9 protein-coding genes are annotated in these 9,747 nt (G+C 59.3%); 5 read left to right on the top strand and 4 right to left on the bottom strand.

The annotated features are described in order from the left end of the window. The first annotated feature begins 569 nt into the window (after positions 1-569). Positions 570-2,522, top strand: coding sequence for a ligand-gated channel protein (locus LD28_RS0113255; RefSeq protein ID WP_033137434.1), 1,953 nt, complete (start codon positions 570-572; stop codon positions 2,520-2,522). A gap of 66 nt (positions 2,523-2,588) precedes the next feature. Here the strand turns inward: LD28_RS0113255 and LD28_RS0113250 are convergent, their stop codons facing one another. From LD28_RS0113250 to LD28_RS0113240, 3 genes are all read right to left on the bottom strand, one after another. Beyond that, a complete protein-coding gene (locus LD28_RS0113250) occupies positions 2,589-3,977 on the bottom strand; it encodes a transporter substrate-binding domain-containing diguanylate cyclase (RefSeq protein ID WP_033137433.1) in 1,389 nt (462 codons plus the stop codon). Between the two features lie 140 nt (positions 3,978-4,117). Continuing rightward, positions 4,118-5,479 (bottom strand): ATP-binding protein, encoded by a 1,362-nt coding sequence (locus tag LD28_RS0113245; RefSeq protein ID WP_033137432.1) that lies wholly within the window; start codon positions 5,477-5,479, stop codon positions 4,118-4,120. Positions 5,480-5,512: 33 nt separating this feature from the next. After that, a complete protein-coding gene (locus LD28_RS0113240) occupies positions 5,513-6,235 on the bottom strand; it encodes a response regulator (protein ID WP_033137431.1) in 723 nt (240 codons plus the stop codon). 199 nt (positions 6,236-6,434) lie between these two features. Here LD28_RS0113240 and LD28_RS0113235 point away from each other — a divergent pair, with 199 nt between their 5' ends. Beyond that, positions 6,435-6,785, top strand: a complete 351-nt coding sequence (locus LD28_RS0113235) for a hypothetical protein (RefSeq protein WP_033137430.1) — start codon at positions 6,435-6,437, stop codon at positions 6,783-6,785. Between the two features lie 95 nt (positions 6,786-6,880). Here LD28_RS0113235 and LD28_RS0113230 read toward each other — a convergent pair whose 3' ends face one another. Continuing rightward, positions 6,881-7,798, bottom strand: coding sequence for a LysR family transcriptional regulator (locus tag LD28_RS0113230; RefSeq protein ID WP_033137429.1), 918 nt, complete (start codon positions 7,796-7,798; stop codon positions 6,881-6,883). 258 nt (positions 7,799-8,056) lie between these two features. On the opposite strand from LD28_RS0113230, the gene LD28_RS0113225 reads away from it, so the two are divergent. Genes LD28_RS0113225 through LD28_RS0113215 form a run of 3 tightly spaced genes read left to right on the top strand, consistent with a single transcriptional unit; the run spans position 8,057 to position 9,537 of the window. Next, positions 8,057-8,389 carry a hypothetical protein gene (locus LD28_RS0113225; RefSeq protein WP_033137428.1) on the top strand — a complete coding sequence of 111 codons (333 nt, stop codon included), beginning with the start codon at positions 8,057-8,059 and terminating at the stop codon, positions 8,387-8,389. Positions 8,390-8,419: 30 nt separating this feature from the next. Next, entirely contained in the window at positions 8,420-9,106 is a 687-nt protein-coding gene (locus tag LD28_RS0113220) for a pirin family protein (RefSeq protein WP_033137427.1), read from the top strand. Positions 9,107-9,144: 38 nt separating this feature from the next. After that, positions 9,145-9,537 (top strand): DoxX family protein, encoded by a 393-nt coding sequence (locus tag LD28_RS0113215; protein WP_033137426.1) that lies wholly within the window; start codon positions 9,145-9,147, stop codon positions 9,535-9,537. The last annotated feature ends 210 nt before the right edge of the window (positions 9,538-9,747 follow it).

Below are 9,747 nucleotides of genomic sequence, written 5' to 3'. Positions count from 1 at the left end.
TTTTTGCTATGGGCTATTTACCCCTTGGCCGATAGATTTGCACACCAGAACGAACATATAAGCCCGGCCTCTCGACCGGGCTTTGGTGTTTTTAGCCTGCTTTTGGGCTGCTGCCCCATCCCACCACGATGGCAATATCTTGCTCCCTGTTGGTGTTCTTTACACTGCTTTCACCTCTGTATTCTTGCACATCCCATGTTGAACATGTTTTTCCACCGCAAGCTGACAGAGCTTGATGATTAAATCAGGCCGTCTGGCAACGGTACGTCATCGCTTGCTCTTGTTTGTGTAATCCCCTTATTTCGTTATGGATTTATTCTTTTTAAACAGCCACTTATCAAGAAATGGCTGTTCTATTGGTCTGTTCTACGGCAGGAATGCCATACGAATTAAATGATAATGATTATTGTTTGAATGATCTGGATGGGGTCGTTACAATGCCGGCTGATTAATAAAGTGCTTTTCAAATGAGCCTTTGTTAATGCTGCTCCTGGCCGGATGCCAGGGCGTTGTAACAAGTGAAGTAAGGGAATACGCCACTTTCCTACTAAAAACGTTCAGGCCAAAACATGACAACAGTGAAACCGAACAAGCTTGCCTTGCTGATCTGCTCCCTTCTTGCAACCCAAGCCTATGCTGCCGAACAAGAGGTGATGGTCGTCACCGCTGCCGGCTTCCAGCAGAAGATTGAAGACTCTGCCGCCTCCATCTCCGTTATTACCCGTGAGCAGCTGGAGAAACGGGCATATCGGGATGTGACTGATGCCCTGAAGGATGTACCCGGTGTCGTGGTGACTGGCGGTGGCAGCAGCAGTGATATCAGCATTCGCGGTATGGGCTCGAAATACACCCTGATGCTGGTTGATGGCAAGAAGGTGGATAGCCGCGGTACTCGCCCCAATAGTGATGGCCCGGGCATCGAGCAGGGGTGGCTGCCACCATTGCAGGCGATCGAGCGGATTGAGGTCGTCCGTGGCCCCATGTCATCCCGTTATGGCTCGGATGCCATGGGCGGCGTGATTAACGTGATTACCCGCAAGACCACCGGACTGGCCTGGCAGGGCTCGGTGCACGCTGATTCTACCTTCCAGGAGAACAAGGATGCCGGCAACAGCTTCCAGACTGATGCCTATACCGCAGGTTCATTGATTGATGGTGTGTTGGGGCTGCGTTTCAATGGTCAGCTGGCGCATCGTGGTGAAGACCAATTTACCCAGGGCTTTGCCGAGCAGGAGACTCGCAGTGGCACGGCCGTGATCAGCTTCAAACCTGACGACCATAACCGCTTCGATCTGGAAGCCAGTCGCAGCCTGCAGGATCGGGATCGTACGGCTGGCAACTCACTGGATGCAAAGGCGAAAGAGAGCCTTAACCGCTACGAGCGCACCAACTATGCGCTGACCCATGATGGTCAGTATGATTTCGGCTCGTCCAGCAGCTATCTGCAGCAGGAGACCAACACCAACCCCGGCCGCAAGATGGAGCTCACCAACACCATCGCCGATACCCATACCCAGTTCATTCTGGGGGATCACTACCTGAGTGTCGGTGGTCAGTATCGCTATGAGGATCTGCACGATCAGGGCAATACCCTGAAAGTGGCCAACCCTGCCGAGCAGCTGACCCGCTGGAGCTGGGCGATGTTTGTCGAGGACGAGTGGTCACTCACTGACAGCTTTGCCCTGACCGGCGGCGCCCGCATGGATCGGGATCAGAACTACGGATCTCACTGGAGTCCACGTCTCTACGGCGTCTGGCATCTGGATGAGAGCTGGACCCTGAAAGGGGGCGTCTCGACCGGTTACCGCTCCCCTGACTTGCGCATGTCGGCGGCCAACTGGGGTCAGGTCACCGGTGGTGGCAGCCTCGATGGCATGCTGGTCGGCAACCCGGATCTCAAACCGGAGACCAGCGTGAGTGAAGAGATTGGCTTGTTGTGGAACGGCCATCAGGGCTTCAACGCCGGGGTTACCCTGTTCAACACCGACTTCAAGAACAAGATCTCCGAAGTGCGTCGTTGCACCAGCAAGAGCGATCCTGCCTGTACCCTCAATGGTCACAGCTATGACTTCATCAGTGACCGGGTCAACGTCGACAAGGCGAACATGCGCGGGGTTGAGGGGATGATGGATTGGGCCATCAACGAGGATTGGTCGGTCAGCTCCAGCTACACCTTTACCCAGTCCGAGCAGAAGAGCGGCCCGTTGGCGGGTCATGCCCTCAACCAGATGCCCCGCCATATGTTCAACGGCAGCGTAGAGTGGCAGACCACCGAGGATCTCAACCTCTGGTCACGGGTCAACTTCCGTGGCGAGACCTCCGAGTACCTGAGCCGGGTGAAGATGGCGGAGGGGACCCCTTCCTATACCTTCTTTGACATGGGGTTGGTCTACAAGGCCAACAAGCATCTGGATCTGACCGCCGGGGTCTACAACCTGTTCGACAAGGCGGTGGATTACAGCAGCTATGGCACTGTGCTGGATGGTCGCCGTTACAACCTGGGCGTTACCTACAACTTCTGATTGGGAACCTGTCATGCGGCCGCCATCTTCGGATGGCGGCCGTTTTTATTGTGCCTCCGTCAGGGGCTATGCCTGATAGGGGGCGGCTTGCCAGGTGTTTCGCCCCAGCCCCTTGGCCTGATACATGAGGGTGTCGGCCTGCCGCAGTAGCTGGTCGGCATCAGCCTTTATCGTTGCTTCTACCCAGACCGCCCCGGTGCTGATGGAGAGTGTCACTTCGCCGCTGCTGGTGTGCAGAGTTTGCCGGTTGCTCTCCAGGCAAATGCGCTCGGCCCACTGCTCTGTCTCCGCCAGCGTGGCCAGCGGCAGCAGCAGGCAAAACTCCTCCCCGCCGATGCGGGCCAGCAGAGCCTCTTCGGGCAACAGGTTGGTCACCGTGGTGGCCAGCTTTTCCAGCAACAGATCCCCGATGCCATGACCAAAGCGGTCGTTGGTCTCCTTGAAGTGATCTACATCGAACAGCAGCAGGGCACAGGGCGTGCCGCTTGCCAGCCGTTGCTCCATGGCAGGCATGAATGCCCGTCGATTGAGCAGGCCGGTCAGGGGGTCGGTACTGGCCAGTTTCTCCAGTCTGGCGTTGGCCCGGCTCAGCTCTGCGGTGCGGCTGGCGACTGCACGGCGCAGTTGCACTATGTAGGCCACCGTGATCAGCACTCCTGCCAGCAGCAGCCAGGGGCCGAGATGGATGGGGTAGATGGTCTCGACATGCATCCACTTGCGGATGATCCGCTCCCGATCACTCTCTTTGATCTTGGCAAACCCCTCTTCCAGCTTGCTTAACAGGGCAAGGTCACCCTTTTTAACGGCGAAGCGGATCTGGTCGGTATAGAGGTGGCGAACCGGAATAAAGCGGGTGGGATCTTCCGAGGTATAGAGATAGAAATTGGCGACCTGCAGATCGGCGATAAAGGCCTTCAGCTCCCCCTTGAAAACCGCGGCCAGCATGGCGTCATTGTCATCGAAGGTCTGTAGTCTGGTGCTGGGGAAGTAGCGTCTGGCGTAATACTCCTCGTAGCCACCGGCCACCACCCCGACCGTTTCATGGAGCAGGGAGTAGTGCACATCGGTGCCGCGCAGCTCGCTCGAGAAGAAGAGCTGGGAGTCGAGTTGGGCGAGGGACTGACCATAGTCGAACAGCTTGTCCCGCTCCGGGGACCAGAGCAGTCCGGCATGAACATCCGCCTGACCCTCATTGAGCTGATCGAGAGATTGCTGCCAGTCGACCAGCCGGAACTCGATCTTCTGGCCGGTTACCCGGGCATATTCACGCCACAGGTCGATCAGCAGGCCATCCGGCTGGCCCGACTCATTGATATAGGAGAAGGGCTGCCAGGCTTTGGAGTTGGTAATGATGATCGGCTCTGCCGGGGCTTTGGCCCAGGCAGGCAGGGCAAGGGCGAGCAGCAGGAGCCCCCATCCGATAGTGACTATGACTCCTGTCCTGGAAGAGGCCATCCTTGCTCCAATCCGTTGCCGTATACCGTCCCGTGGTCATCGATTATCACCACCTTTCTCATCGAAGAACAAGCGCTCACATGATGAAGTTTGCATGATGCAAACGGCGCCATGACAAGGCTGGCGGATAGAGTGACTACTTACAGCGGCAGACTGATCCGCGCCTCCAGTCCCCCTTGTGGCCGATTGAGCAGGGTCAGCTCACCGCCGTGCTGATGGACCAGAGTGCGGGCGATGGAGAGCCCCAGCCCCACGCTGCCCGACTCGGTGTTGCGCGCCTCGTCGAGTCGCACGAAGGGTTTGAACACATCCTCCAGCCGCGCCGGATCGATCCCCGGCCCGTTGTCGCAGACCCGGATCAACAGCTCTTCCTTGCGGCGTTCCAGCGACACTTCGGCGCTGTCAGCATATTTGATGGCGTTGCCGATCAGGTTCTGCAGCACCCGGCGCAGGGTGTTGGCCCGGCAGGCGTAAACCTCTTTGCCCTCCGCCAGACAAGTGACCGGCTGGCCGGTATCGGCATAGTCATCGCACAGGCTGACCAGCAAGCTGACCAGATCCAGCTCGCGAGTGGCCTCCTGCTGCCCCTCCTCGCGGGCAAAGCTGAGGGTTGCTGCCAGCATCTGCTCCATCTGTTGCAGGGTTTGCTGGATGCGCTCCTTGTCCTCGCCCTCGGCCAGAAATTCGGTGCGCAGCCGCAGGCTGGTGATGGGGGTGCGCAGATCGTGTGAGATGGCCGCCAGCATCCGGGTTCTGTCCTGCACGAAGCGATCGAGCCGGGTGTGCATCCGGTTGAAGGCCTGAATCGATTCGCGGATCTCGGTCGGCCCCACCTCCTGCAGCGGCTCGATATCTTCGCCCCGTCCGAGCCGTTCGGCATTGCCAGCCAACTGTTGCAGCGGGCGAGTGGCACGGCGAAACAGCAGCACCATCAGCCCGATCACCAGACTGGCGACCAGCATCAGGTTGAGGGTGGTCTGCCACGACCAGCTGCCCGCCTCCTTGTCGACCAGCGAACTGAACTGTAGCCAGCCCCCCTGCGGCAGTTCGATGGAGCCATAGAGCCGCATATCCCGTGGCGGGGGCGGCCCCTTGCGATCCCGCATCATGCGGGCGTGATGCTCCCACGCCTTGCTGCGCTGGGTATCCTCTTTCAGCTCGGCGCTGATCTCGACGGTGAGGCCGGGGGGATAGTTGAGGCGCGAGCGCACCAGTTGCTCGAAGCGCGGGCTGCGGTTATCCGGTTGCAACGGCTCGTCAGAGAGGCGCAGCAGCAGGGTCTCGCTGCGGCTCGCCTTGAGGATCTCGTCATAGAGGGATGGGGGAGAGAGGGAGAGCAGCCTGACCACCGAGATGATCCGCTGCATGGCGTTGCGGCTGTTGACGAAGCCGAGTGCCTCCTCCCGATCCGAGCGGTAGATCTGGATGCTGAGCAGCTGGATCAGGATCAACCCCGCCAGCGCCACCAGAATGATCTGGCCGGTCAGCCCCTTGGGCCACATCCGTGCCCACAGTCGTCGCAAGGCGCCCACTGCTTAAACCTGTGTCACGTCGGCGGAGAACATATAGCCGCCACCCCAGATGGTCTTGATCAGCTCAGGATTCTTGGGATCCCGCTCCAGCTTGCGGCGCAGGCGGCTCACCAGGGTATCGATGGCGCGATCGAAGGCCACCGCCTCGCGGCCACGGGCCAGATCCAGCAGTTGATCCCGGCTCAGCACCCGCTGCGGTCGTTCGAGAAACACCTTGAGCAGATCGAATTCGGCGGTGGAGAGGCTGAGGCCCACCCCATCCTCATCGACCAGCTCCCGGCGATTGACGTCGAGCAGCCAGCGATCGAAGCGCAGATCCCGGGTCAGGGTCTCGGCGGCGGGTTGATTATCCGCCTGGGTTCGGCGCATCACCGCCTTGATGCGCGCCAGCAGCTCGCGCGGGTTGAAGGGCTTGGCCAGGTAGTCGTCGGCCCCCATCTCCAGCCCTATGATGCGGTCGGTCTCTTCCCCCATGGCGGTCAGCATAATGATGGGCAGGCTCGACTTGGCGCGCAGTTCGCGGCAGAGGGTCAGGCCATCTTCACCCGGCATCATCAGATCCAGCACCAGCAGATCGAACTCCCGCTCCTCCAGCAGTCGCTTCATCTCTTTACCATCCCGGGCGCAGCTGACCCGCAGGCCGTGCTGTTCCAGAAAGCGCTTCAAGAGATCGCGGATCTCGCTGTGGTCGTCGACCACCAGAATGTGGGTGTTGCCCTGGTTCATGAATACCTCCCCTGCTTGGCGTTGGCACGAGTATACGAAAATCCGCCCTGCGGTTTGTGTCAAAGTGTGCCAGATCCGCACGATGCCACACTCTGCTACAAAAAAGGGCGATGCTGGCAAAGTTCAGACACTTGACGGGTGTTTACTTGAGGGCAAGGCAAGAGCGCCGAACCAGAATCATCCCTACAGGAGATAGACCATGAAAAAGCTGACCAAAACCCTGCTGACCGCCACCCTGATCCTTGGCCTGCCGCTGGGCGCCTATGCCGCCAGTGAAGCGGCCCCCACCGGCCAGTCCGGTGCCATGGTGGATTGCCCGATGGATGGCGGTGGTATGAAAGGTGGCAAGCACCACGGTGGTCGTCACGACAAGATGGCCCGCATGCAGAACATGACCCCGGAGCAGATCCAGGCCAACCTGCAGCAACGTTATGACCGCATCGAAGATCCGGCCAAGAAGGCGGAGTTCATCAAGAACCTCAACGATCGTGCCGCCGGCATGACCAAGCACGCCGAAGCGATGAAGCAGTTCGCAGAAGCGAACCAGTAAGCCATACCTGACAAGGTGTGCCGAAGATGAGAGAGGGGGAGCATGTTGCTCCCCCTCTCTTTTTGTTATGGCGAATGGCTATGGCAACGCGAGGCTCATTCACCGCGACTGTTTTGAAACAGCTTGGGAATTTCTCGTACCAGCCAGCTTTTGGCCTTGCCCATGGTGTCCCGCCGCCAGGCAAGCACGACTTGCAACTGATGGCGATATTCGGGGCTGATCACCTTGAGCCGTCCGGCCCTGATGTCCTCATCGATCCAGCTCTGTGGCATGGTGCCGACCCCAATCCCTGCCAGCAGGGCATCCCGTTTCTCCGCCATGGTGCTGACGGTGAGGCGTGGCTGCTTGTCCAGCAGGCGATAGGTGAGCACCGGCTTGCGTAGCGCCGAATCGGCCACCGCGATGGCGCGGTAGCGGCGCAGGGTTTCGTCCGCCAGGGGCTCGGGCTCCTGATGCAGCGGATGATCGGGATGGGCGACGTAGAGCATCACCTCCTCTTTCAGCACCTGATGCTTGATGCCGGTCATCATGATATCGGGGTTGATCGAGGAGATAAGCAGGTCGGCGCGACCATCTTCCAGACACTCCCAGCTCCCCGCCAGTACCTCGGCGCGCAGCCGCAGTCGGGTATCGGTCTGTTCGGCCAGCCGCTCCACCAAGGGGTAGAGAGCCTGCAGCGGGACCAGCGCATCGACGGCGATGGTGATGTCGGTCTCCCAGCCACGGGCCAGCGCCCGGGTCTCGCCCACCAGATGTTCGGCCGCCTCCAGCAGCACCCGACCACGTTCCAGCAGCATGCGTCCCGCCGGGGTAAATTTGGTGCGGTGGCCGCTGCGATCAAACAGCATGGCATCCAGTTCGTCTTCCAGCTTTTGCACCGTATAGCTCAACGCCGAGGGCACTTTGCCCAGTTCGTCGGCCGCCGCCGCGAAGCTGCCGCGGCGGTCGATGGCGTCCAGCACCCGGATTGCCTCCAGGGTCAGCGCCCGCTCCTTGTTCGATTCCTTGGCCATCTATCACCTTCAATTTTTTTGAATATGTTTGCCAGTTTATCTCGCTAACAAGTTAGGCCAAGTGTCTTTAATATTCAATCAACGCTTAGGCAGGAACGTCGAGCGGCCAAATATGCGGGTAGTTCCGCACTGTGACACACCAAATTGGTCTGTCTGACGTCGGTGAAAGAACAACACACTATTTGAATAACCTCTTGCATGGATGCATTGATTCTGGCCGAAACGGCCTTGGCAATGACATATAAAACAAGAGAGTGAATGAACATGAAAAACGTAATCAAGATGCTGGCCGTTGCAGGCCTGATGACCACAGGTTTCGCCAACGCCGCCGTACCGGCTGACTTAAATGCCATACCCGGCGTGCTGTTTGTGAAGTGGAATGCCACCGCTGCAATGGATGGCAAAGCCAATCCGATGCTGGAAGTGCGCGATGAAGCCGGTGACCTGATCACCTCAGCGCATGCCGACCTGACTGGCACACAACAAGTTCGTCTGCCGCTGCGCACTCAAGGCACAGTGACCGTGAGCCTGGCTGGCCAGAGCAGCGAATATCGTATTCCGTTCGGTATCGGTGGTGGCAACCCCCGCTAAGTCGAACCCCGGATAGATGAGGAGCAGACCATGATGCAATTGAGAGCCGCAGAAGCGCGGGGCAAGGCCAACTTCGGCTGGCTGGACGCGCGCCACAGTTTCTCCTTCGGTCACTACTACGACCCGGAGTGGATGGGACACTCGGTACTGCGGGTGATCAATCAGGATCTGGTTGCGCCGGGTGGCGGATTCGCCACCCACCCTCACGCCAATATGGAGATCCTCACCTGCGTGCTGCAAGGCACCATTGAGCACAAGGACAGCCTCGGCCACGCCGAGCAGATCCCGGCAGGGGATTTCCAGCTGATGAGTGCAGGCAGCGGGATCCGCCACAGCGAGTACAACCCCTCGCAGACGGAACCCCTCTCCCTGTTGCAGATCTGGATCGAGCCGAATGAAGTCGGCACTCCACCCGGATATCAGCAGAAGAAAATTGAGTCCAGACCGGGTATGACGCTGGTGGCGTCACCGGATGGCGAGGCGGGATCCTTCGTGATCCGCCAGCAGGCCCGCGTATGGCGGCTGGAGCTGGCCCCGGGCGAAATGCTCGACTGGGCACTGGCTGGCCGACACGGTTACCTGCAGATGATTTCAGGGGAGCTGACCGCCAACGGTCTGGCTGCCCGACCCGGCGACGGGGTACTCAGTCGTGATGAATTCCGGTGGGAGTTGGTTGCGACAAGTGCCACTCAGGCCCTGTTATTTGACCTGCCCTGATTGGTCAGTGGCGATACGAGTTAAACGAGGAGAGTGAAATGGACAAGATGAAAGATGTAGCGCTGCTGGCGGGTCGTGTACTGCTGGCGCTGATGTTCGTGATTGCGGGCTGGGGCAAGATCGGTGGTTACGCCGGCACCCAGGGCTATATGGAAGCGATGGGAGTGCCGGGTTTTATCCTGCCGCTGGTGATCCTGCTTGAGCTGGGTGGTGGCCTCGCCATCATGCTGGGTCTCTTTACCCGCAGCCTGTCGGTGCTGATGGCCGGTTTCACCCTGATGGCCGCCTTTATTTTCCACTACCAGCCTGCCGAACAGATGCAGATGCTGATGTTTATGAAGAACGTCTCCGTCGCCGGTGGTTTCCTGGCGCTGGCGGCGGCCGGAGCAGGGGCTTTCAGTGTGGATGCCCGTCTCGGCAAAAGCTGGTAACAGCCAGTCAGTTTGAGTTTTCCAATGCCTTTTGGCCGGTGCCCTGCACCGGCTTTTTTCTGTCTGCGTTTTCCGGGTCGGTAAGGCAGCTGCACAAATCTGCGGCCCCCCTCATGGTTCAGCGGTTTGCCCGCCAGCTGGCCACAAGTGCCTTTTGCATCTTATCCCCCGATCCCCGACAATTCCCTCTCTTGTGAAGTGACGGAAATG

The sequence above is a fragment of the Aeromonas finlandensis genome (assembly GCF_000764645.1).
GTDB lineage: Bacteria > Pseudomonadota > Gammaproteobacteria > Enterobacterales > Aeromonadaceae > Aeromonas > Aeromonas finlandensis.
The sequence above is the reverse complement of the archived record's forward strand: the minus strand, read 5'-3'. Positions and strand labels throughout refer to the sequence as shown.